This window comes from Arthrobacter sp. UC242_113 (assembly GCF_044054585.1).
Taxonomy (GTDB): Bacteria; Actinomycetota; Actinomycetes; order Actinomycetales; family Micrococcaceae; genus Arthrobacter.
The window spans coordinates 1,467,663-1,487,464 of the sequence record NZ_CP171968.1; the positions used below are offsets into that span (position 1 = coordinate 1,467,663).

A 19,802-nucleotide genomic window follows, 5' to 3' on the forward strand; every position below is an offset into this window, starting at 1 on the left:
TCGGGCGATAAGATCGGAGGCAGTCAAAAATCCAGCCACCACGGCGGAGCCATGCTCCGCAGAAAACCGGAGCACACATGTCTGAAGCAGCAACCACGGCCCGCAGCGTCCTCATCACCGGCGGCAACCGCGGCATCGGCCTGGCCATCGCGGAGGCATTCGTGGCCAACGGGGACAAGGTGGCCGTGACCTACCGCAGCGAATCCAAGCTGCCGGAGGGTGTCCTCGGCGTCAAGGCTGACGTCACCGACGAGGCCTCCGTTGACGCTGCGTTCACCGAGGTTGAGGCCGCACACGGCCCGGTCGAGGTACTCGTGGCCAACGCCGGCATCACCAAGGACACGCTGCTGCTGCGCATGAGCGAGGACGACTTCACGTCCGTCATTGACACCAACCTGACCGGGGCGTTCCGCGTCATCAAGCGCGCTTCAAAGGGCATGATCCGGCTGCGCAGGGGCCGCGTGGTGCTCATCTCCTCCGTTTCGGGACTGTACGGCGCGCCGGGACAGATCAACTACTCCGCCTCCAAGGCCGGCCTCGTGGGCATCGCCCGTTCCCTGACCCGGGAGCTCGGTTCGCGCGGAATCACGGCGAACGTCGTCGCTCCCGGGTTCATCAACACGGACATGACCGCAGAGCTCCCGGAAGCAACCCAGAAGGATTACCTGTCCAGCATCCCTGCCGGCCGCTTCGCCGATGCCTCCGAGGTGGCCAATGTGGTCCGCTGGATCTCCAGCGACGAGGCCGCCTACATTTCCGGCGCCGTGATTCCGGTCGACGGCGGCCTCGGCATGGGGCACTAGGCACCAGGCGCTACGCCGACCCTGGACCTCAGGGGAGTTTTCACCCACGGCCGGCCGCCGGCTTCTTTGTCGCGTTCCGACAAAGGAAACCGGCACGCCCGCTGGCATGATGGACTTCAGGCCATCAGTAATTAGACGTTTTGAACAAAGACAAAGCTTTAGACAAGGGAGCCCACATGGGACAGCTGGACAACAAGACAGCCATCGTCACCGGTTCTTCGCGCGGCATCGGCGCCGAAGTAGCCAAGATCCTCGCCGGCGAGGGTGCCGCCGTCGTTGTTAGACTACCGCCAGAAGGCGCCGCGCGCCAACAAGGTGGTGGCCGGGATTGAGGCCGACGGCGGCCGTGCCGTCGCCGTGGGCGCCGACCTGACCAGCATCGAAGGTGTGCAGGCGCTGGCCAGCGCTGCGATGGAAAACTTCGGTTCGCTGGACGTCCTGGTCCTCAACGCCTCGGGCGGCATGGAGTCCGGCATGGAAGATGACTATGCCCTCAAGCTAAACCGTGACGCCCAGGTCAACATGCTCAACGCCGCCGTGCCCCACATGAAGGAGGGTTCCCGCGTGGTGTTCGTGACCAGCCACCAGGCGCACTTCATCAACTCGGTCCCCACCATGCCCGAGTACGAGCCCGTGGCCCGCAGCAAGCGCGCCGGTGAGGACGCCCTGCGCGAGCTCCTGCCCAACCTGGCGGACAAGGGCATCTCCCTGGTGGTCGTGTCCGGCGACATGATCGAAGGCACCGTGACCGCCACGCTGCTGGACCGCTCCAACCCGGGCGCCATCGAGGCCCGCCGCGCCGAGGCTGGAAAGCTCTACTCCGTGGAGGAGTTTGCCGCAGTGGTTGCCAGCATGGCCACCGCCGACGTCGAGTCCGGCCATACGGAATACGCCGGCGGCTCAGACTACTTCGGCAAGAGCGCCGAATAGTCTCTGCTTGAGCGGTTCCCGACGCGGGTCCCTGCACGAAGGCCCGGCGCATCAGCGCGGGGCCTTCGCTGTCTCCTAACAGACGCCCAATTTAGACCGCGCAGGCGTTGTCGGGGCGGCCCAGGGAGCCTAGGGTCATAGCCATGGCAGAGGATGCAGCAGTGCCGAAGCGGAGTTATCCGGCCGGCGTGCCGTGCTGGGTGGACTGCCAGCAGCCCGACGTGGAAGCAGCCAAGAAGTTCTACGGGGGACTGCTGGGTTGGGAGTTCGACGCCGGTGTGGCACCGCCCGGGGACACCGGAAGTTACGTAGTGGCCCGGCTCGGGGGCCAGGAGACCGGCGCCATCACCGGCTTGGGGCCCGGGCCCCACGGCGTCCCGGCCTGGAACACATACATTGCAGTCGATGATGCGGATGCTGCGGTGCGGCACCTGCTGTCAGCTGGCGCAACCCTGAGATCGGCCCCCGCCGACACGGGCGCTGGAGGGGTGCGGGCCTCGCTGGCCGATCCCGAGGGCGCGGAGTTCCGCATCTGGCAGGCAGGGGAGCGGCTGGGAGCCCAGGCGGTCAACCTCCCGGGCGGCTGGAACTTCAGCGACCTCCACACAGCGGACACGGATGCCGCCGCGGATTTCTACGCCCGGGCCTTCGGCTGGGAGTTCGACAGCCTCGACTTCGGCATCATGATCCGCCGCCCCGGCTACGGCGACCATCTCGAGGCAACGGTCGACCCCGATATCCGGGCGCGGCAATCGGGAGACGCGGTGCCCGCCGGCTTCGAAGACGCCGTGGGCTGGCTGGCACCGGCCGCCGCGGGGGAGCGGCCGCACTGGCACGTTACCTTCACCGTGGCGGACCGGGACCGGGCCGTGCAGGAGGCGCAGCGCCTTGGCGGCCAGGTCCTGGGACAGGATGACACCGAGTGGACACGGACCGCCCTGATCCGGGACCCCGGCGGGGCTGTCTTCACCGCAAGCCAGTTCACGCCGCCGTCGGGCTAGTTTGATTCCACGGTTGGGTCCGGATCGGCGGCACAGCGTGGTGCTGTTGGCCCGTCAGAGACCTGGATCGCCCCGCTAATCCGGGAGTACGCTGTGGCCATGGCTGAACGGGCGGAGCTGGCCGGAGAACCGTCGGAGCGGCTCCAGGCTGTGAAGCCACTCGCTTGGATCATGGCCGGCCTCTGTGCAGTGCTGTTCTTTGGGCTGGTAGATCTGTCCACGCTCTTCGATTTGGCTGATCCCAGCTATCAGTGGGCCGTTCCCTTGGAGGCCAGCTGGGGAAGTTTGTTCACTTTTGTACTGGCGGGCGCCTACGTTTGGATTGCCGTGGTGCCCGGCCAGTCGTGGCCTGCCGTAGTGCAGCTTGGGATCGCCGGGACTGGGCTGGTTGCCAGCAGCGTGGCGGGCCTTGATGGGCGCCCGCTCCTGCTTGGCCTCCCCGTTGTCGGCTCGGCCGCCTTGTTCGCCTGGCTGTGCCGGGAGCTTTCCGGACCCTTGCCGCGCCGCATCTCCGTGCATTGGCCGCTGCTTGTCCTCGGGGCGGGCGGTGCACCCCTGTGGCTGATGTATTCGCTTTACGCCCTGGAGAAATCCCGGACCCCGCACGAAGGTCCGGAGTGGGAAGGACAGACCATGGGCATTGACCACTGGCCTGTGCAGGGCGCGGCTGGCCTCACACTGGCCGCCTGCTCGTTGGTGATGGCTCTGTGGCCCGCCGCCCGGCCGTTGATGCGTCTCAGCGTCAGCCTCTCAGCCACCTTCATAGGCGTGGCCATGCTGGCATACCCGGCGAAGGATGGAGCGATGCCCGGCACCGGCTGGGGAATCGCCTTCGCCATCTGGGGGACGCTTCTCGCATTGCCCGCTGTGGGCCAGGCAGCGGAAGCCGGAAGCGCACGTACCGCCCGCCGTACCGGAGCGCCGTGAACGCCTAGACGCCGGCGATGTGCCGCACCGCGTCGAGGTAGGGCATGTTGATGGCGGCGTCGGCCACGGCGCGAACGGCGGGCTTGGCGTTGAAGGCCACCCCGATGCCCGCGGCGCCGAGCATGTCCAGGTCGTTGGCGCCGTCTCCCACGGCGATGGTGTGCTCAAGGGCGATGCCCTCGGCGGCCGCCCATTCGCGGAGGTATTTTTCCTTTGCGGCGCGGTCGATGACGGCCCCGAGGACCTTGCCGGTCAGGGCGCCGTCTACGATCTCCAGCTCGTTGGCAATCCAGTAGTCCATGCCGAGGTCCTCGGCGATGGGGCGCAGGATCTGGTTGAAGCCGCCGGACACCACCGCCACGGCATGGCCTGCGGCCTTGAACGCTGCCACCAGCTCCGCGGCTCCCTCGCTCAGCTTCACTTCCGCGCGGACGGAGTCGACGACGGCTGCCGGCAGCCCTGCGAGGACGGCCACCCGGGCGTGCAGGCTTTGCGCGAAGTCGAGTTCTCCGCGCATGGCGGCTTCGGTGACGGCGGCGACTTCGTCGCGCTTACCGGCGTACGCGGCAAGGAGTTCGATGACCTCCTGCTGGATGAGGGTGGAGTCGACGTCCATGATGAGGAGCTTGCGCGCCGCCTTCCGCAGTTCAGCGGGGACGATCGCGGTGTCCACTCCGGTCCGCTCCGCGTTCTCCTTCGCGGCGGCAATCGCGTGCCGCAGTCCGGCGATGTCCGCGGCGGAGTCCGACGGCATGGAAAAGTCCAGGGTGCAGACCTCGAAGCGTCCGTCGCCTGAGCTGGAGGCATCCTCGAAGGTGGCGCCGGAGTCCGCCAGCAGGGACCGCAGGTTTTCCGGTTCCGAGGGGGACAGTTTAAGGCCATAGCTGACCGCAGTCACGTTCGAAGTCATGGCTGCAATCTTATCCAGCGCAGCGCCGCCGCCCGAATCCGTTGCGCGGCGGCTGTGCACACATCCGCTGCACTGCGGCGGTCCCCAGCCGGCTCCCAGCCAACGTCCGGCCAACCCGGAGGCCGGTCAGGCAAAATAGTCCGATGATCCTTGCCCTGACTGCCCGCCTGCGCCCGGCGCCTCCGCTCAGGGCGTCCCAGCAGGCACTTTTCTGCTGGGCCGGGGCCCTCCTGGTGGTTGGTGACGCTGTTTTCTGGCTCATGTTCGCTGCCATCCAGTCAGACTCGGGGCTGGCCGCCGTGGACGGACCGGTGCACAGCCTGATGGTGGATTCCCGGAGTCCCGCCGCCACCGCGATTTTGGCCGGCCTGACAACTGTGACAGCGCCGGAAGTCCTGTCCGTGATCGGCGCTGTGTTTGCCCTTGTGTGGGCAGTCTGGAAACGTGAATTGTGGCGCCCCGCCGTGCTCATGGGCGCCATGGTGCTGGCCGTGGTGGTGACCACCCTCATCAAGCAACTTGTCAGCCGGTCCCGCCCGCCGTCGTCGGACTTCCTGCTCGGCCCGGACGACGCGCTCTCGTTCCCCTCGGGTCACACGGTGGGCATCGGGGTGTTCACGGTGGTGCTCGCCTACCTCGTCTTGTCACGGTACGGAACGCGTACGACGGCGGTGCTTGGGTTCGCAGCGACCTTTGCACTCACCGCGCTGGTCGGCTTAAGCCGGCTGTATCTGGGCTATCACTGGCTTACCGACGTCGTGGCTTCCCTCGGGGTGGCGCTAGCTGTTGCAGCGGTGGCCATGTTCACCGACGCCGCCCGGCACGGTTCCGCGAAAGGCCGCACCGGAGCGCTCAACGGCCGCGCCCCGAACAGCTTGCCGGCCGCTGATCCCTCAGCTCCGGACGCGCAGCCGTAGCAGTGCCGCGGCCGCGGCCGCGACGACTGCCGCCGCCAAGGCGCTGACTCCGGAGTAACCGGTCAGGCCCATGATAGGTCCCGCCGCCGCGCTTCCCACCGCGCCGGCCAGGGACATGGTGGCGTCCGAGAACCCCTGGACGGGAATGCGCTCCGCAGGGGTCAGGGAGGCGACAAGCAGGGTGGAGCCGGCGACGGTGGTAGCCGACCAGCCCAACCCGAGCAGGATGAGCCCGACGGTGACCGAGCCCATGCTCTGGGACGCCAGTCCGGTCAGTGCCGCTGCCGCGAGCAAAGTAAGCAGGCCGGCCAGTGCGGTGGTGCGCGGTCCGAGCCGGTCGGTGAGTGCACCCATCACCGGTGACAGAGCGTACATGCCCGCGATGTGCAGTGAGATGGTGAGACCGATCAGCGCGATGGTGTCGGGGTTCCCGGCGGCTTGTCCTGCGTGATGCTGCATGTGCAGCGGCGTCATGGACATGACGGCGACCATCACCGCGTGGGCCGCAATGACCGCTGTGACCGCTCCGCGGGCGGCGGGGTGTTCCTTGACGATCCGCCAGCCTTCCCGCCAGGCACCGGAGCGCTGTGCGACGGGAAGGAGATCTTCCCCGTCGAGGCCGCGCCGGGTCAGGAGCGGGTCCGGGTGCAGGGTCAGCGCCACGATGGCAGCGCCCACCACCATCCCCAGCGCGGAGATCAGGAACGGGCCGGCAGCAGGCGGGATGTCCAGCCAGCCTGCCAGGACGGCCCCGGGAGCCACCATGTTGGGACCTGCGACGGCCCCGATGGTGATAGCCCACACCACCAGGGACAGGTCCCGTCCCCGGTGGGCAGGTTCGGCCAAGTCGGTGGCAGCGAAGCGGGCCTGCAGGTTCACCGCGGAAGCCAGGCCCACCAGGAAGGCCCCGCCCAGCAGGAGCACAAACAGTTCCGTGGTGACGGCGGCGACCATCAGGAACGTACCGGCGATCGCCGCGGCCAGGCCGGTGGTGAGGGCCACCCGGCGTCCCCGCTGCAGGGCCAGGCGGGAGAGCGGAATCGCCGTGACCGCGGTGCCCAGGGTGAGGGCGGTGTTGACGGATCCGGCCCACGCTTCGGAGCCTGACAGGTCAACGGCCAGGATGGAGCCCAGGGCCAGGGTTGAGCCGTTGCCCAGGCCGGAGAAGATCTGTGCGACCGACAAGGTCCGCACGATGCGGCGCTGGGTTGAACGGGTTGCTTCGGCGGTGCTGGTCAAGTCGGATGGTCCCCTCGGACAGATGCTTGGCGTGGAAAACTCCACAGGATAACTGTGGTGTCATGGGTTTATGCAGTTCAACCATGACAACATGCACGGGGTGCGGCTGGCTGAGTCCCTCGTCAACATGCTCGCCGACGGCGCGTGGGACAGAAACGCTCTGCAGGACCTCCTGACCGGCCACCTGTTCCGCTCGCCCCGGATCACGCCCAAGTACCAGGACGAACTTCGGGAGTGGGCCGTCCGGCTGCAGACGGTTTTCGCCGCCGGGGACCAGGAGGCCCGCTGCTCGGCTGTCAACGCCCTGCTGGCCGACGGCGTGCGGCGCGTGTTTCTGACCACGCACGACGGCATGCTTCCGCACCTGCATTTTGCAGACGCCAGCGAAACCCTGGTCGAAAGAGTGCGTGCGGTTACCGCCGGCGGACTGGCCATCTTCATGACCGAGGCGGCCGGAGAACGGCTTGGTATCTGCGCCCTGCGGGACTGTGGCCGCGTCTTTGCCGACACCAGCCGTGGCGGCAACCGTGCGTACTGCTCGGCCCGGTGCGGCAACGCCGACGCCGTGCAGCGCTACCGCGGCCGATTGCGGGCTGGTTAGCCGATTGCGGTCCGGTTATCAGTCGCAAGGTGTTTTGTCCTAGTGTCTACTTCTATGAGTGATGTTCTTGAAATGGCCGCCGTCAGCGTTGTGCGCGGAGCCCGAACGCTCCTGAGCAAGGTGGACTGGCAGGTCAGTGAGGGCGAGCGGTGGGTCATCCTCGGCCCCAACGGCGCCGGCAAGACCACTCTGCTGCAGATCGCTGCCGCGAGGCTCCACCCCACCAGCGGCATCGCCGGCATCCTGGACGAAAGCCTCGGCAAGGTGGACGTCTTCGAACTGCGGCCGCGGATTGGCCTCTCCTCGGCCGCGCTGGCCAACCAAATCCCCGAATACGAGACGGTACTCAACGTCGTGGTCACTGCCGCCTACGGCGTGACCGGCCGCTGGCGCGAGGGCTACGAGAAGGACGACGAACGCCGTGCGTTCGCCCTCCTCAACGACTGGGGAATGGGCCCGCTCCTGAACCGCAAGTTCTCCACGCTCTCGGAGGGTGAACGCAAGCGTGTGCAGATTGCCCGGGCCCTCATGACCGACCCCGAACTGCTGCTGCTCGACGAGCCCGCCGCCGGCCTGGACCTTGGCGGCCGCGAGGACCTGGTGCACCGCCTGAGCCAGTTGGCCATGGACGAGGACGCCCCGGCGATCGTGCTGGTCACCCACCACCTTGAAGAAGTCCCGCCGGGCTTCACCCACGCCATGCTCATGCGCGACGGCGAAGTGGTGGCTGCAGGCCCTGTCGAAGACGTTCTCACCTCGGGCAACCTGAGCGAGACCTTCGGCCTGCCCCTCGACGTCTCGGTGAACGCCGGCCGTTACACGGCAACCGCCCGCCGCTAGCGGCGCGGGCGGCACAGCGTGGAGTTTTTCAGCGGCATCCTTGTGTTCTTCGCCGGCCTTTGGGCCGGCACCATCAACAGCGTTGTCGGGTCCGGGACCCTTGTCACTTTCCCGGTGCTGATCGCCTTAGGCATTGCACCGGTGACGGCCTCCATGAGCAACGCCATGGGCCTCGTCGCCGGAGGGGCGGCGGGCGCGTGGGGTTACCGCCGCGAGCTGAAGGGCCGCGGCCGTCAGCTCCTGCGGCTGCTCCCGGCGTCCCTGCTGGGTGGCATCACCGGAGCGTGGCTCCTGCTCCATCTGCCGGAGAAAGTCTTTCACTACGCGGCGCCGGTGCTCATTGTCCTGGCCCTGCTGATGGTGGTGTTCCAGCCCAGGCTTCAACGGTGGGTACGGAACCGTGAGGAAAACCCTGAGCATGCCCTGCGCGACAAGCACCATGGCATTTTGCTGGTGGTGCTCGTTTTCCTCGCAGGAGTGTACGGTGGCTACTTTGTTGCAGCCCAGGGAATCCTGCTGGTGGGCATCCTCGGCGTCTTCATGACGGGCACCATCCAGAACGCCAACGCCATGAAAAATGTCCTGGTGCTGGGCGTGAACCTGATCGCGGCCGCGTCCTATCTGCTGTTCGCCTTCGACCGGATCAACTGGGCAGTGGTGGCCATCATCGCCGTCAGCTCCCTCATCGGCGGCCTCGTCGGCGCCAAGGTGGGCCGCCGGCTGTCGCCGCCTGTACTGCGCGGCGTCATCTTTGCGCTCGGCCTAGTGGCGCTCGGCTTCCTGGTCGCGAACCTGCTCAAATGATTAATGAAATGCAAGTGATTCTCGAAATGATCGCCCGGTGACTTTCCACTATCTCGAGTCGGCCGCGGATCCGCGCGTTGCCGACTACACCCAGCTGACGGACGTCCACCTGCGGAAACTCCGCGAACCCGCCGAGGGCATGTACATCGCCGAATCCTCCCGCGTCCTGCGGCGCGCCCTTGCCGCCGGGCACCGGCCGCGGTCCTTCTTCCTGGCCGAGAAATGGCTTCCGGACCTCGCGGACATCTTCGAGCAGTACCCTGACGTTCCGGCCTACATCGGCAGCGCCGGGCTCCTGGAGGAAATCACCGGATTTCACCTGCACCGCGGAGCCATGGCGGCCATGCACCGCCCGGCACCGGTCCCGCTGCCGGAACTGCTGGTCGGAGCCCGGCGCGTGGCAGTGCTCGAGGACATCGTGGACCACACCAATGTGGGGGCCATCTTCCGGTCGGCAGCGGCGCTGGACGTTGACGCCGTCCTGGTCTCGCCCCGCTGCGGGGACCCGCTCTACCGCCGCAGCGTGCGCGTCAGCATGGGCACCGTCTTCCAGGTGCCCTGGGCCCGGCTGGACAGCTGGCCCCACGACCTGACCCTCCTCAAGGAGCAGGGCTTCACGGTGGCGGCCATGGAGCTTACCGACGACGCACTGGACCTGGACGAGCTGGCTGCAAGCAACCCGCAGCGCCTCGCCCTGGTGCTGGGCACGGAAGGTGCCGGCATGAGCGCTGAGACGCTGGCCGCCGTCGACCTCGCCGTGAAGATTCCGATGCGCGCGGGCGTGGACTCGCTCAACGTCGCGGCGGCGTCCGCCGTCGCATTCTGGGAGCTGCGCCCGCGGGCCTGAACTCGCCGGAACGGCGGTTCGTTAGTTCCTCCGCCATCCGCTATGATTGATAGCTGGTTCCCCTGTGTTTTTTGCTGGCCTTGCGGCTGGCCGAAGCACGACTGGAAGCCATCCCATTCATACCTGGCAACTGGCAAAATCCAGCTGCGTGAACAAAAGGTCCCATTATGAAGTCTGAAATCCACCCGAAGTACGAAGCTGTTGTTTTCAACGACCTGGCCTCCGGCACGAAGTTCCTGACCCGCTCCACCGTGTCTTCCTCGAAGACCATCGAGTGGGAAGACGGCAACACCTACCCGGTCATCGACGTCGAAATCTCCTCCGAGTCCCACCCGTTCTACACGGGCAAGCAGCGCATCATGGACTCCGCTGGCCGCGTCGAGCGCTTCAACGCTCGCTTCAAGGGCTTCGGCGGCAAGAAGTAATTCACTTCTCCCCAAGGTTCTTTGGAAAGCCCGCACCGGCAACGGTGCGGGCTTTTCGCGTTTGTGGGGCAGGATGGGAGACATGACTGCCACGCCAATATCTGCAGGGAAAGCGGCGGCCCCCGGGCTGCACGGCGAGTACAAGGTCCCGGGCGGCAAGCTCGTGGTGGTGGACCTTGACGTCGTGGACGGCGCCTTCACGGACGTTTCCCTCAGCGGCGACTTCTTCCTCGAACCGGACGAGGCCCTCCTGGCCATTAACGGCGCACTGGGAGGACTGCCGGAAAGTTCGACGGCGGCCGACATCGCCGCCGCCGTGGAGGCCTCCCTCCCGGAGGACGCCGTGCTGTTCGGGTTCTCGGCCGACGCCGTGGCCATCGCCGTCCGCAGGGCGCTGGCCAAGGCCACAGCGTGGACGGACCACCACTGGAACATCATCGCCCCCAGCGTGCTGCCCACGCACCTGAACGTGGCGCTGGACGAGGTGCTCACCGAGGAGGTCGGCGTCGGGCGCCGCAACCCCACCATCCGTTTCTGGGACTGGGAGGAACCGTCCGTGGTGATCGGCAGCTTCCAGTCCTACCGCAATGAGGTGCATCCCGACGGCGTGTCCCGGCACGGCATCACCGTGGTCCGGCGCATCAGCGGCGGGGGAGCGATGTTCATGGAGGCGGGCAACTGCATCACCTATTCGCTCTACCTGCCGCAGACGCTCGTGGACGGCATCAGCTTCGCCGACTCCTACGCCTACCTGGACGCCTGGGTCATGGCCGCCCTGAAAAAGCTCGGCATCGACGCCTTCTACGTCCCGCTCAATGACATCGCCACAGGCCAGGGCAAGATCGGCGGCGCAGCGCAGAAGCGGCTCGCCAACGGCGGCATGCTCCACCACGTCACCATGAGCTACGACATCGACGCCGACAAGATGGTGGACGTGCTCCGGATCGGCAAGGAGAAGCTCTCGGACAAGGGAACCACCAGCGCCAAGAAGCGCGTGGACCCGCTGCGCCGCCAGACCGGCCTGGCCCGGGCGGAGATCGTGGCGGCCATGATGGAGGTGTTCGCAGAACGCTACGGGGCCACGCCGTCGGAGATCACGGACCGGGAGCTGGAAACCGCCCGCGAACGTGTCGCATCAAAGTTCGGCACGGACACGTGGCTGCACCGGGTCCCCTGATTCCATCGGTCCCCTAAACCCCATCGACGGCTCCGTAGGTGCCCTTTTGAGAGGTTATTAGGGCAGTTATGGAGCACTCGACGGGGTTTTCGCCGGCAGTGCCTGGGCGGCCAGCGCGCGGCGCAAGTGGCTCCGCTGCTCGATGACGATTCGGCGCAGGGCGCGCGGCGCGTCCGGGTGCTCTGAAAGCCAGCGATCGGTGCGTGCCACCACCGGATTGTCGTCTGGGGTGCCGGCCGGATCCAGGTCCTGGACCCCAGGGTAGAGACCGCGGACGATCCGGCTTGCGATTTCGATGCTCCGCTCCGCCCACACCGTTTCCAGGCACTCGAAGTAGGGCTCCACAAACGGGTCCAGGAGTTCCTCGCCCGCGGTGTTGAACCCGGCGATGGTCGCGCTGAGCAGCTGGTTGGAGAGCTCCGTCCCACGGACCGCTGCGTCCCAGGCCGCGGCCTTGACCGCCGCCTCGGGCCGGGCTGCCAGCGCGGTGGCATGGCCTGACCGCCCGGAGGCCGTGGTGTCCTTGGCCAGCTCGGCGTCGAGCGCCTGCTCCGTGGCCAGGCCCCGGGCCGCCAAAGCGTGCCACAGGCTCCAGCGGAGCTCCGCGTCCACCGACAGCCCGGGCACCCGCTCGCTGCCGTTCAGCAGCCCGCGCAGGAGCCCGGCCTGGCTGCCCTCGGTGCGGCTGGCCGTGGCAAGTGTCCTGGCCCAGGCAAGCTGCTGGTCCGAGCCGGGCTCTGCAGCATGCAGCTCGCGGGCCGCGCCCTCGGCAAAGGACTTCCGCAGGGCTTCGCGTTCCCCGGCCGGAACGTACTGTTCGAGGGCCATGGTTGCGTTGCCCAGGATGTTGAGCAGGACGCCGATTCCGGACTCGGCGGCAGCGAAGCGGAGGACGGCGTCCACATACTCTGAAGCCGGTGTAATGCCGTCCCGGGCCGAATTCCACAGCGCGGACCAGCACAGCGCACGGGCCATGGGGTCGCTGATCCGGTCCAGGGAGGAACGGACGGTGGCCTCGGAGACCGGATCCAGCCGCACTTTGGCGTAGCTCAGGTCCTCGTCATTGACCAGGAGCAGGGCTGGCCGGGCCTTTCCGGACAGGGCAGTGATTTCCTCAGCCCCGCTGGCCAGATCGGTCTCCACCGAATCAGTCCGGACCAGCATGCCGGCGGCGTCGAAGTTGTAGAGCCCGATGCGCAGCCGGTGCGGGCGCGGCTCCTGCCGGCCGGTCACGGGATCAGGCGCGTCCTGCAGCAGCGTGACCCGCTCCAGGATCTCAGTTCCGTCCTGCGCTAGAGCCGTCCCCAGCTCGGCGCTGAGCGTGGAAATGCCCGAGGTCTGGAGCCACTGCCGGGCCCATGTGGTGAGGTCGCGGCCCGAAGCATCGGCCAGTGAGCGGAGCAGGTCGGCCAGCGTGGTGTTGCCGTACTCGTGGTCCCTGAAGTACTGCCGGGACCCTGCAATGAAGGCGTCGAAGCCGACGTACGCCACAAGCTGCTTCAGGACGGACGCGCCCTTTGCATACGTGATGCCGTCGAAGTTCTGCTTGGCCGCCTCGAGGTCTGGGATGTCGGCGACGATCGGGTGGGTGGTGGGCAGCTGGTCCTGGACGTAGGCCCACGCCTTGCGGTTGTTCGCGAAGTTGACCCAGGCGGTGTCCCACTCCGTGGCGCGGTCCACGCCGAGGGTGCCCATGTAGTCCGCGAAGGACTCCTTCAGCCACAGGTCGTCCCACCACTGCATGGTCACGAGATCGCCGAACCACATATGCGCCATCTCGTGCAGCAGGGTGTTGGCGCGGCCCTGGTACTGGGAATCGGCGGCCCGGGAGGTGAACACGTAGTTTTCCGTGAACGTGACCAGACCGGGGTTTTCCATGGCCCCGAGGTTGTATTCGGGCACGAAGGCCTGATCGTACTTGCCCCACGGATAGGGGTAGTCAAACAGCTGGTTGAAGAAGTCGAGGCCCTGCTTGGTGAGCCTGAACAGCTCGGCGGTGTCGAACGAGGGCGCCATGGAGGCCCGGCAGTAAAGTGCCAGCGGCACGTCAAGGCGCGTCCCGCCGTCGTCCGTCCTGCTCCAGTGGTCCTCGGCCTTGAAGTAGGGGCCGGCCAGCACCGAGGTGATGTAGGTGGACATGGGCAGGGTGGGGGCGAAGTTCCAGCGGGACGCCGCGGCGTCGTCCGCCAGCGGCAGGCGTGCTGCCTCGGCGCCGTTGGACGCCACCTCCCAGCCCGCCGGGGCGGTGACGGAGAAGGTGAACCGGGCCTTGAGGTCGGGCTGTTCGAAGTTCGCGAAGACCCGGCGGGCATCGGCCGGTTCGTACTGCGTGTAGAGGTAGCACTGGCCGTCGGCGGGGTCGAAGAACCGGTGCATGCCCTCGCCCGAGCTGCTGTAGAGGGCGGTTCCGGTGACCGTCACCTTGTTCTCGGCCTGCAGGTTGTCCAGCCGGATCCGCGCACCGTCCACCACGTCGGGAACCGGCAGCTCCAGGCCGTTCAAGACCACACTGTGGACGTCGCCGGCAATGAAGTCCAGGAAGGTGGAGGCTCCCGGCTTCGCTGCGGAGAAGGCGATAGTGCACCGGCTGGTGTAGCCGCGGACCTCCGGATCCGGTGCGTTGCGGACGTCGAGCGAGACGTCGTAGCTGTGGGTGGTGATCAGGGCGGACCGCTCTGCCGCTTCGTTGCGCTGGAGGTTCTGATTCGACACCACGCTATTGAATCACGCGGGCTACCGCACCATGAGCAGCTATTGAACAATGTGGGGCTACCGCACGATGAGCAGCGCGGCGGCCAGCCCCAGGACCGCGATCAGCACCCACGCCGCGAAGGCTGCCAGCACGGCGCGGGCCCCGGTGTGCAGCAGGGTGCGGATCCGCACCGCCGAGCCGAGGCCAAACAGGGCAGCGCCCAGCAGCACGTCCTGCAGGCCGGCCGCTGCCTCAAGCCAGCCGCTGGAGAGCCAGCCGCTGGAGCGCAGCGCCACCATCGTGATGAAGCCGACGACGAACAGCGGGACAAGCGGCGGCTTGCCCGCGGCGGGGCCGCCGTCCCCATCTGCCTCCCGGCGGTGCCGGATCCGCTGCTCTGCCCCGGCCAGGGCCACCATCGGCGCCAGGAGGATCACCCGGGTGAGTTTGACAACGACGGCGAGGGCCAGCGCCGCCGGACCTGCGGTTTGCGCCGTGGCCACCACCTGCCCGACGTCGTGGACCGAGGCTCCGGTCCACGCGCCGAAGGCCTCGGTGCTCAGCTGCAGCGGATGGACCAGCAGCGGGAGCACACCGATGGCCAGCGTCCCGCACAGCGTCACAAGAGCTACGGGCAGGACCGTGTCCCTATGGCGGATCCGCCGTACCGCGGCCATCGCGCCGATCGCCGATGCGCCGCAGATGGAAAACCCGGTGGCGATCAGCAGCGCAGTGTCGGACGGAAGCCGGAACAGCCGGGAAATCCCGTAGGTGCCTGCGAAGCTGGCCACCACCACCGCCGTGATGAGCAGGAGGGCCAGCCAGCCGAGGCCCAGCACGTCCGAGAGGCTCACTTTCAGTCCCAGGAGCACGATGCCGCCGCGCATCAGGTGCTTGCCGGCGAAGTCCAGTCCCGGCCGGGCGCGGCCAGCCGTCCACACCGCTGTGCCGGGAAAATTGGCTGCCAGCAGGCCAAGCACCACGGCAAGGGTCATGGCCGGAAGCGCAGGCACGGCGGCGTGTATCGCGAAGGCGAAAGCCAGGGCAACGACGGCGGTCAGCAGGCCGGGCAGAATCCGGGTAAAGTTCTGATGCGTCATCCCGCGCAACTGCGACAGCAGCGGCTGCGGGAGTCGGAAGTCTGGCACCTCCCAACCTTGCCGGACGCGGCCGCCAAAGACCAACCGGAAGCCCGCCAACACGCCAGGGCGGGACGGGAAATGAATTCGCAACAAAAAGGTGGTTGGCTAATGACCATGTCTGACCTATTCCAGGATTACTCCGAGGCTGCCGGCCGCACCGGCGCCTACGACGAGATGTTTGCCCCCGGGCAAAAGGCACGCCAGTCGTATGGCCAGGTCGCGGGTGCCCTGCGGGAGCTGTCCCTGGCGGACGTCAGCGCGCGGGCGGACTCGATGGCGAGGACGTTCCTGGACCGCGGTGTGACCTTTGACTTCGCGGGGGAGGAGCGCCCGTTTCCGCTGGACATCGTGCCGCGCGTCATCCCCGCCGACGAATGGGACGTACTGGAACGCGGTGTCGCCCAGCGCGTGCGCGCCCTCGAGGCGTTCCTGAACGACGTCTACGACAAAATGACAGTGGTGTCCGACGGCGTGATCCCACGGCAGCTGATCACCACCAGCGCGCACTTCCACCGCGCCGTGCACGGCTTCGAACCGGCCGGCGGCGTGCGGGTGCACATCTCCGGCATCGACGTGGTGCGTGACGCCGCCGGAACGTTCCGCGTCCTTGAGGACAACGTCCGCGTGCCCTCGGGCGTGAGCTACGTGCTGGAGAACCGGCGGGCCATGGCAAAGGGCCTGCCGGAGGCCTTCGGCCAGCAGCTCATCCGCCCGGTGGAGGAATACCCGCGCCGGCTGCTGTCGGCGCTTCGCAAGACGGCGCCGTCGGGCGTGGACGACCCCACGGTGGTGGTGCTGACCCCCGGCGTCTTCAACAGCGCGTACTTCGAGCACACCCTCCTGGCAGGCCTGATGGGTGTGGAACTCGTGGAAGGCCGCGACCTCATCTGCCGCGGCAACCGGGTGTACATGCGCACCACCGCCGGCGAACAGCGCGTGGACGTCATCTACAAGCGCATCGACGACGACTTCCTCGACCCCCTGCAGTTCCGCTCCGACTCCATGCTCGGCTGCCCCGGCCTGGTCAACGCTGCCCGCGCCGGCGGCGTCACCATCGCCAATGCGGTGGGCAACGGCGTCGCGGACGACAAGCTCGTCTACAGCTACGTCCCGGACCTGATCCGCTACTACCTCGGCGAGGAACCGGTGATTGCCAACGTGGACACCTTCCGGCTGGAGGAGAAGGAAGCCCGCGAGCACGTCCTGGACCGCCTCGACGAACTCGTGGTCAAACCGGTGGACGGCTCCGGCGGCAAGGGCCTGGTCATCGGCCCGGACGCCTCCAAAGAAGAGCTGGAGGCGCTGCGCAAGCGCGTGATCGCCGACCCGCGCGGCTGGATCGCGCAGCCGGTGCTGCAGCTGTCCACCGTGCCCACGCTCAGCGGCGACAAGTTCGGCCCCCGGCATGTGGACCTCCGGCCGTTCGCGGTCAACGACGGCGACGACGTCTGGGTGCTGCCCGGCGGGCTCACCCGCGTGGCCCTCAAGGAGGGATCGTTGATCGTGAATTCCAGCCAGGGCGGCGGATCGAAGGACACCTGGGTGCTGGCAGGTTCACCGCAGGTGCCGGTGGAACGGCTGCCGCAGCAGTCGATCACCGTCCGCGAGCGGGTTTCCGTGTGGCCGGTCGAGAGCAACTGGCGCGACCGGCAGTCGGAACAGCAGCAGCAGCAGATTTCTGACGCGCAGGAGGTAACCGCGAATGCTTAGCCGAATTGCCGAGTCCCTGTTTTGGATCGGCCGCTACGTTGAACGGGCTGATGGCACGGCCCGCATCCTCGACGTCCACCTGGAGCGCCTGAACCACCTGCCCACTGAGGAGCGGCGCAGCGTTGCCCGTGAACTCCTCGGCGTCATGGGGGCCCGCCCGCAGAGCGAGGACTTCGGGCTGGAGGAACTGCTCCACGCCCTTGCCTACGACAAGCACAGCGCCACCTCGATTGCCGGGTCCCTCGGTGCCGCCCGCGAGAACGCCAGGCGCGCCCGCGAGACGGTCTCGTCCGGTCTCTGGGAAAGCCTGAACACCACCTACTACGGGCTGAACCAGCACCGCAAGGACGTGGTGGGCACCTACCGTTTCTGCCACTGGGTGCTCGAGCGTACCGCCATGGTCAGCGGCCTGGCCGACACCACCGTCAGCCACGACGACAGCTGGCTCTTCCTGGCGCTGGGCCGTTCGCTGGAACGGGCCGACATGACCGCCCGGATGCTGTCCACCCGCGACGTCCTTTCCGCAGGCATGTCCTGGGTGAACATGCTCCGCTGCGCCGGCGCCTACGAATCGTTCCTGCGGACCCGGCGCGCGGCCTTCGGAGACCAGCACGCGGCCGAGTTCCTCCTGCTGGACCGGCTGTTTCCGCGGTCCATCGTTTACGCCCTGAGTGACGCCGACGAGTGCCTGGCCAAGCTGGACCCCTCGGCCCAGCGCGTCGGCTTCATCAACGACGCCCGCCGGATTGTGGGCCAGGCCCGCACGTTCCTGGAGTTCCACCGCACGGATGACCTCATGTCCGAGCTTCCGGAGCACATGGAGCGCGTCCAGAAGGCAGTTGCGCAGGCGTCGGACGCCATTTCCCGTAAGTACTTCAATCAGGCAGATGAACTGGCCTGGGTGGGAGAAGTTTCATGACCCGGCTGAGCATCGTCCACAGGACTGGTTACAAGTACAAGCGGCGCGTCACCCTGTCCTACAACGAGGCCCGGATGACCCCGCTGACGGACCCGCAGCAGGTGGTTCTTGAGTCTTCCATGAAGGTCACGCCGTCGCAGGCTGCGGTCAGCAGTTACCGCGACTACTGGGGTACCCGGGTGACCGCGTTCGACATGCAGATGCCGCACGAGCACCTGGAAGTCCTGGCCACCACCACTGTCGAGGTCCACCGTGCGGTGCGTGTCCCGTCGGAGGCCGACATCGTGGGCTGGGACGACCTCGCCTCCCCGGAGACGCTCAACCAGTTCAGCGACTGGGCGCCACAGTCCCAGCTGACTGGGCCGGGGGAGGAAGTCCTGGCCATCATTCCGGGTGTGGTCGAGGGCAAGAACCCGCATGAGGCAGCCCTTGCCGTCTTCGCCTGGATGCGGGGCGAGATGACCTATATGAAGGGCACCACCGGCGTCACCACCAATGCCGAGGAAGCCTGGATCCAGCGCCAGGGCGTGTGCCAGGACCTGGCCCACCTCGCCATCGGCGCCCTGCGCAGCTGCGGCATCCCGGCCCGGTACGTCTCCGGTTACCTGCACCCGCGGTCGACGGCGGACATCGGCGAGACGGTGGCCGGCCAGTCCCATGCGTGGCTGGAATGGTGGGACGGCGAATGGCGCAGCTGGGACCCCACCAACCACAAGCCGGCCGGTGACTTCCACGTGACGGTGGCCCGCGGCCGAGACTACCGGGACGTGCCTCCGCTGAAGGGCATCCTGTCCGGCGGTGGCGGCTCGAACCTGAGCGTGAGCGTGGAGATCACCCGCCTGGCCTAGGCGCACGGTCCGCGCCTGCGCGGCGCTCTACTCGAGAGTCACTCGGGCGAGGACTTCACCGCGCCGCTCAGCTGGGTCCACCAGGTGAGCGGCGCGGTGACCTTGAACCGCCTGCCGGTGATGGAGTCCGGCGTGATGCGGATGAAGTGGTCCTTCTGTCCCGCCTGCCATGGGAAGAGGTAGAGCGAGGCGGAATCGAGCACTTCCTCGATGCCGGTGACCGGCGCGGCCTTGCCTTTGACCACCACGCTCCAGGCCAGCCCCGAATCGGCGTCCACGCCGTCGGCCTCAAGCGCCACCGGGGCTTCGCCCAGCGCGCCGCCAAGCTTGGTGCCCGTGCCTGTCCGGAACACCAGCGTTCCGTGGTCCACGGTGTAGTTGAGCGGGAAAATGTCTGGATGGTCGTCCACCCACACGGCGAGCCGGCCCACCGAAACCTGCCTCAGCAGGTCCCAGCACTGCCGGGATTCGAGATGTTCCAGCGGCTCCGGCGAGCGGCCGGGTGACGCGTCAGCTGCCATGCACCAGAGCCTACGCCGGAGCCACCTGTCCTGCCAGAGTTCGGGCAGCTGCGACTGCGGGGCGCCTTCGGAGGGCTGCCTACTCGAACGAGGCCCTGCGCTGGTCCTCGAGGCGGGTTGACCAGATGTGCGGTGCTGCGACTTTGAAACGGCGGCCGGTCAGGACCTGCACTGTCAGCCGGACGTAATGCGATTTGTCGCCGGGCTCCCATGGCTCCAGGCCCAGTGCGTCCGCCGCGGCCTGCTCCGTATCGCTGTCCACCAGGGTGGTGGTGGCGCGGGCGACGACGCTCCATGCCTCTTCGCTGTCCGCATCGTAGCCGTCGATCTCAAACGCCGCGGGCGTCTCCTTGCTGGATTGCCAGAGCTTGGTGCCGCCGGCCGTGCGGAACACGATGCTGCGGTGTTCGATCACGAAGTTGACCGGAAATATTTCCGGGTGGCCGTCCACAATGAGGGCGAGCCTGCCCACCACCGAAGCGGTAAGCAGGTCCCAGCACTCGTCGAAGGTGAGCTTTCCGTCGTGCGGTGCGCTGTCCTGGTTCATGG

The 19,802-nt window shown here is 67.5% G+C and carries 19 protein-coding genes and 1 pseudogene; 14 read left to right on the plus strand and 6 right to left on the minus strand.

The window, feature by feature from the left end; all coding sequences use genetic code 11:
- The first annotated feature begins 77 nt into the window (after positions 1 to 77).
- From ACHMXB_RS06510 to ACHMXB_RS06525, 4 genes and pseudogenes are all read left to right on the plus strand, one after another.
- Positions 78 to 803, plus strand: coding sequence for a beta-ketoacyl-ACP reductase (locus ACHMXB_RS06510; protein WP_395403807.1), 726 nt, complete (start codon positions 78 to 80; stop codon positions 801 to 803).
- A gap of 176 nt (positions 804 to 979) precedes the next feature.
- Positions 980 to 1,733, plus strand: a pseudogene (locus ACHMXB_RS06515) (SDR family oxidoreductase).
- A 143-nt stretch (positions 1,734 to 1,876) separates the two neighbouring features.
- Complete coding sequence (locus ACHMXB_RS06520) at positions 1,877 to 2,734, plus strand: VOC family protein (RefSeq protein ID WP_395403809.1); 858 nt, start codon at positions 1,877 to 1,879, stop codon at positions 2,732 to 2,734.
- 99 nt (positions 2,735 to 2,833) lie between these two features.
- Positions 2,834 to 3,661: a hypothetical protein gene (locus ACHMXB_RS06525; protein ID WP_395403811.1), complete on the plus strand. Its 828-nt coding sequence runs from the start codon at positions 2,834 to 2,836 to the stop codon at positions 3,659 to 3,661.
- A gap of 4 nt (positions 3,662 to 3,665) precedes the next feature.
- On the opposite strand, the gene serB is transcribed toward ACHMXB_RS06525, so the two are convergent.
- Positions 3,666 to 4,571, minus strand: coding sequence for a phosphoserine phosphatase SerB (gene serB / locus ACHMXB_RS06530; RefSeq protein WP_395403813.1), 906 nt, complete (start codon positions 4,569 to 4,571; stop codon positions 3,666 to 3,668).
- 143 nt (positions 4,572 to 4,714) lie between these two features.
- Between serB and ACHMXB_RS06535 the strand changes: the two genes are divergently transcribed.
- Positions 4,715 to 5,488, plus strand: a complete 774-nt coding sequence (locus ACHMXB_RS06535) for a phosphatase PAP2 family protein (protein WP_395403815.1) — start codon at positions 4,715 to 4,717, stop codon at positions 5,486 to 5,488.
- Here the strand turns inward: ACHMXB_RS06535 and ACHMXB_RS06540 are convergent.
- Positions 5,465 to 6,727: an MFS transporter gene (locus tag ACHMXB_RS06540; protein WP_395403817.1), complete on the minus strand. Its 1,263-nt coding sequence runs from the start codon at positions 6,725 to 6,727 to the stop codon at positions 5,465 to 5,467. The genes ACHMXB_RS06535 and ACHMXB_RS06540 overlap by 24 nt on opposite strands.
- Positions 6,728 to 6,797: 70 nt before the next feature.
- On the opposite strand from ACHMXB_RS06540, the gene ACHMXB_RS06545 reads away from it, so the two are divergent.
- The 6 genes from ACHMXB_RS06545 (at position 6,798) to ACHMXB_RS06570 (ending at position 11,421) form a co-directional block, all read left to right on the plus strand.
- Positions 6,798 to 7,328 carry a CGNR zinc finger domain-containing protein gene (locus tag ACHMXB_RS06545; protein WP_395403819.1) on the plus strand — a complete coding sequence of 177 codons (531 nt, stop codon included), beginning with the start codon at positions 6,798 to 6,800 and terminating at the stop codon, positions 7,326 to 7,328.
- A 54-nt stretch (positions 7,329 to 7,382) separates the two neighbouring features.
- Complete coding sequence (locus ACHMXB_RS06550) at positions 7,383 to 8,168, plus strand: ABC transporter ATP-binding protein (protein WP_395403821.1); 786 nt, start codon at positions 7,383 to 7,385, stop codon at positions 8,166 to 8,168.
- Between the two features lie 18 nt (positions 8,169 to 8,186).
- Positions 8,187 to 8,972: a sulfite exporter TauE/SafE family protein gene (locus tag ACHMXB_RS06555; protein ID WP_395403823.1), complete on the plus strand. Its 786-nt coding sequence runs from the start codon at positions 8,187 to 8,189 to the stop codon at positions 8,970 to 8,972.
- Between the two features lie 37 nt (positions 8,973 to 9,009).
- Positions 9,010 to 9,819 (plus strand): TrmH family RNA methyltransferase, encoded by an 810-nt coding sequence (locus ACHMXB_RS06560; protein ID WP_395403825.1) that lies wholly within the window; start codon positions 9,010 to 9,012, stop codon positions 9,817 to 9,819.
- A 167-nt stretch (positions 9,820 to 9,986) separates the two neighbouring features.
- Positions 9,987 to 10,244, plus strand: a complete 258-nt coding sequence (locus ACHMXB_RS06565; RefSeq protein ID WP_076803010.1) for a type B 50S ribosomal protein L31 — start codon at positions 9,987 to 9,989, stop codon at positions 10,242 to 10,244.
- An 82-nt stretch (positions 10,245 to 10,326) separates the two neighbouring features.
- Complete coding sequence (locus ACHMXB_RS06570; RefSeq protein WP_395403827.1) at positions 10,327 to 11,421, plus strand: biotin/lipoate A/B protein ligase family protein; 1,095 nt, start codon at positions 10,327 to 10,329, stop codon at positions 11,419 to 11,421.
- Between the two features lie 66 nt (positions 11,422 to 11,487).
- Here the strand turns inward: ACHMXB_RS06570 and pepN are convergent, their stop codons facing one another.
- Together pepN and ACHMXB_RS06580 are read right to left on the minus strand one after the other, a co-directional pair.
- Entirely contained in the window at positions 11,488 to 14,133 is a 2,646-nt protein-coding gene (pepN, locus tag ACHMXB_RS06575) for an aminopeptidase N (RefSeq protein WP_395403829.1), read from the minus strand.
- A 57-nt stretch (positions 14,134 to 14,190) separates the two neighbouring features.
- Entirely contained in the window at positions 14,191 to 15,213 is a 1,023-nt protein-coding gene (locus ACHMXB_RS06580) for a YeiH family protein (protein ID WP_395405155.1), read from the minus strand.
- Positions 15,214 to 15,369: 156 nt separating this feature from the next.
- On the opposite strand from ACHMXB_RS06580, the gene ACHMXB_RS06585 reads away from it, so the two are divergent.
- From ACHMXB_RS06585 to ACHMXB_RS06595, 3 genes are read left to right on the plus strand one after another with little or no spacing between them, the layout of a single operon-like run.
- Positions 15,370 to 16,965: a circularly permuted type 2 ATP-grasp protein gene (locus ACHMXB_RS06585; protein WP_102973637.1), complete on the plus strand. Its 1,596-nt coding sequence runs from the start codon at positions 15,370 to 15,372 to the stop codon at positions 16,963 to 16,965.
- Positions 16,958 to 17,884, plus strand: a complete 927-nt coding sequence (locus ACHMXB_RS06590) for an alpha-E domain-containing protein (RefSeq protein ID WP_111904779.1) — start codon at positions 16,958 to 16,960, stop codon at positions 17,882 to 17,884. The genes ACHMXB_RS06585 and ACHMXB_RS06590 overlap by 8 nt, the downstream gene beginning before the upstream one ends.
- Positions 17,881 to 18,732 (plus strand): transglutaminase N-terminal domain-containing protein, encoded by an 852-nt coding sequence (locus tag ACHMXB_RS06595; protein ID WP_395403831.1) that lies wholly within the window; start codon positions 17,881 to 17,883, stop codon positions 18,730 to 18,732. Before ACHMXB_RS06590 ends, ACHMXB_RS06595 begins: the two co-directional genes overlap by 4 nt.
- A 38-nt stretch (positions 18,733 to 18,770) precedes the next feature.
- On the opposite strand, the gene ACHMXB_RS06600 is transcribed toward ACHMXB_RS06595, so the two are convergent.
- Together ACHMXB_RS06600 and ACHMXB_RS06605 are read right to left on the minus strand one after the other, a co-directional pair.
- On the minus strand, positions 18,771 to 19,253 hold the full coding sequence (locus ACHMXB_RS06600) for a pyridoxamine 5'-phosphate oxidase family protein (protein ID WP_395403833.1): 483 nt from the start codon (positions 19,251 to 19,253) through the stop codon (positions 18,771 to 18,773).
- Positions 19,254 to 19,332: 79 nt separating this feature from the next.
- A complete protein-coding gene (locus ACHMXB_RS06605) occupies positions 19,333 to 19,800 on the minus strand; it encodes a pyridoxamine 5'-phosphate oxidase family protein (protein WP_395403835.1) in 468 nt (155 codons plus the stop codon).
- Between the last annotated feature and the right edge of the window lie 2 nt (positions 19,801 to 19,802).

Bases quoted from the DNA above. Each gene is read 5' to 3' on its own strand.
- ACHMXB_RS06510 (WP_395403807.1), top strand. From the start codon at position 78: ATGTCTGAAGCAGCAACCACGGCCCGCAGCGTCCTCATCACCGGCGGC.
- ACHMXB_RS06520 (WP_395403809.1), top strand. From the start codon at position 1,877: ATGGCAGAGGATGCAGCAGTGCCGAAGCGGAGTTATCCGGCCGGCGTG.
- ACHMXB_RS06525 (WP_395403811.1), top strand. From the start codon at position 2,834: ATGGCTGAACGGGCGGAGCTGGCCGGAGAACCGTCGGAGCGGCTCCAG.
- serB (WP_395403813.1), bottom strand. From the start codon at position 4,571: ATGACTTCGAACGTGACTGCGGTCAGCTATGGCCTTAAACTGTCCCCC.
- ACHMXB_RS06535 (WP_395403815.1), top strand. From the start codon at position 4,715: ATGATCCTTGCCCTGACTGCCCGCCTGCGCCCGGCGCCTCCGCTCAGG.
- ACHMXB_RS06545 (WP_395403819.1), top strand. From the start codon at position 6,798: ATGCAGTTCAACCATGACAACATGCACGGGGTGCGGCTGGCTGAGTCC.
- ACHMXB_RS06550 (WP_395403821.1), top strand. From the start codon at position 7,383: ATGAGTGATGTTCTTGAAATGGCCGCCGTCAGCGTTGTGCGCGGAGCC.
- ACHMXB_RS06565 (WP_076803010.1), top strand. From the start codon at position 9,987: ATGAAGTCTGAAATCCACCCGAAGTACGAAGCTGTTGTTTTCAACGAC.
- ACHMXB_RS06570 (WP_395403827.1), top strand. From the start codon at position 10,327: ATGACTGCCACGCCAATATCTGCAGGGAAAGCGGCGGCCCCCGGGCTG.
- ACHMXB_RS06580 (WP_395405155.1), bottom strand. From the start codon at position 15,213: ATGACGCATCAGAACTTTACCCGGATTCTGCCCGGCCTGCTGACCGCC.
- ACHMXB_RS06585 (WP_102973637.1), top strand. From the start codon at position 15,370: ATGTCTGACCTATTCCAGGATTACTCCGAGGCTGCCGGCCGCACCGGC.
- ACHMXB_RS06590 (WP_111904779.1), top strand. From the start codon at position 16,958: ATGCTTAGCCGAATTGCCGAGTCCCTGTTTTGGATCGGCCGCTACGTT.
- ACHMXB_RS06595 (WP_395403831.1), top strand. From the start codon at position 17,881: ATGACCCGGCTGAGCATCGTCCACAGGACTGGTTACAAGTACAAGCGG.
- ACHMXB_RS06600 (WP_395403833.1), bottom strand. From the start codon at position 19,253: ATGGCAGCTGACGCGTCACCCGGCCGCTCGCCGGAGCCGCTGGAACAT.
- ACHMXB_RS06605 (WP_395403835.1), bottom strand. From the start codon at position 19,800: ATGAACCAGGACAGCGCACCGCACGACGGAAAGCTCACCTTCGACGAG.